Raw genomic sequence first — 1148 nt, forward strand, 5'->3', positions numbered from 1 at the left:
GGGCCGCGCAGGAGCCGGTGATGGCCGCCGTGATCGTGCTCGGCGCCGTGACGGTGATCGGCTTCTCCGTGCGCGCGGCCGTGGTCGGCGGCCGCGCGGCGCGCGAGGTGACCGACCGGACGTGAGCGGGCACGGCGGTGCCGTGCCCCCGCTCGCCCCGTCTCGTGCCCCGGCGCTACGCTGGCGGCACCGACGGGAAGGACGCCGCTCATGCGCTTCGCTCACCTGGGGGTCGAGCCCCGTATCCACCCCGACGCCGTCGTCGCCCCGACCGCCGTCATCAGCGGCGACGTCACGATCGGTCCCGGATGCCAAGTCCTCCACGGCGCCGTGCTCACCGCCGAGGGGAGTCGGATCGTGCTGGGGGAGCACACGATCGTGATGGAGAACGCGCTGGTGCGGGCGAGCTCGACCCACGCGGTGCACGTGGGGGCTCACGCGCTGATCGGTCCCATGGCCAGCGTGGCGGGAGCCGACATCGGCGCGGAGGTGTTCCTGGCCACCGGCACACGGGTCTTCAACGGTGCCGAGGTCGGCGACAGGTGCGAGGTGCGCATCAACGCGGTGGTCCACTTGCGCACCGTCCTTCCGCCCGAGACGGTGGTGCCGATCGGATGGGTCGCGGTGGGCGATCCGGTGCAGCTGCTCTCGCCCGACCGGCACGACGAGATCTGGGCCGCCCAGAAGGAGCTCGACTTCCCGGGATACGTCTTCGGCCTCGACCGTGAGACGCCCGACCTGATGATCCAGCTCACCGAGCGGTACGGCCGCAGCCTCGCCCGGCACGCCCACGACCGCCGCCTCGACTGAGACGGGGCCGCCGCCCCGGCATCCGTCTCACGACCCGCGGGAACAGCGACGCGCCGACCCCTCGAAAGGGGCCGGCGCGTCGGAACGGATGCCGCTCAGCCGGTGTTCTGCAGACCCGCCGCCACGCCGCTCACCGACAGCAGCAGCAGGCGCTGGTGCTCGGGGTCGGTCTTGGGGGCGTCGGCGGGCGCATCGCGCAGGGCTCGCAGGGCGCGGAGCTGCAGGAGCGACAGGGCGTCGACGTACGGGCTGCGCATCTTGACCGCCCGCTGCAGGACGGGCTTGTTGCCCAGCAGCCCGCCACCGGTGATCCGCTCGACCCACGAACGGGTCAGGAG

The 1148-nt window shown here is 73.3% G+C and carries 2 protein-coding genes; one reads left to right on the forward strand and one right to left on the reverse strand.

Annotated elements, in window-relative coordinates:
• Window positions 1-210 precede the first annotated feature (210 nt).
• Window positions 211-810 (forward strand): gamma carbonic anhydrase family protein, encoded by a 600-nt coding sequence (locus tag LQV45_RS34460; protein ID WP_230012383.1) that lies wholly within the window; start codon window positions 211-213, stop codon window positions 808-810.
• Window positions 811-905: 95 nt separating this feature from the next.
• Here the strand turns inward: LQV45_RS34460 and LQV45_RS34465 are convergent.
• Window positions 906-1148 (reverse strand): phosphoenolpyruvate carboxylase (locus LQV45_RS34465; protein ID WP_230012385.1); only part of this gene is annotated, 243 nt, incomplete at its 5' end.

This window comes from Microbacterium sp. Bi128, from assembly GCF_918698205.1.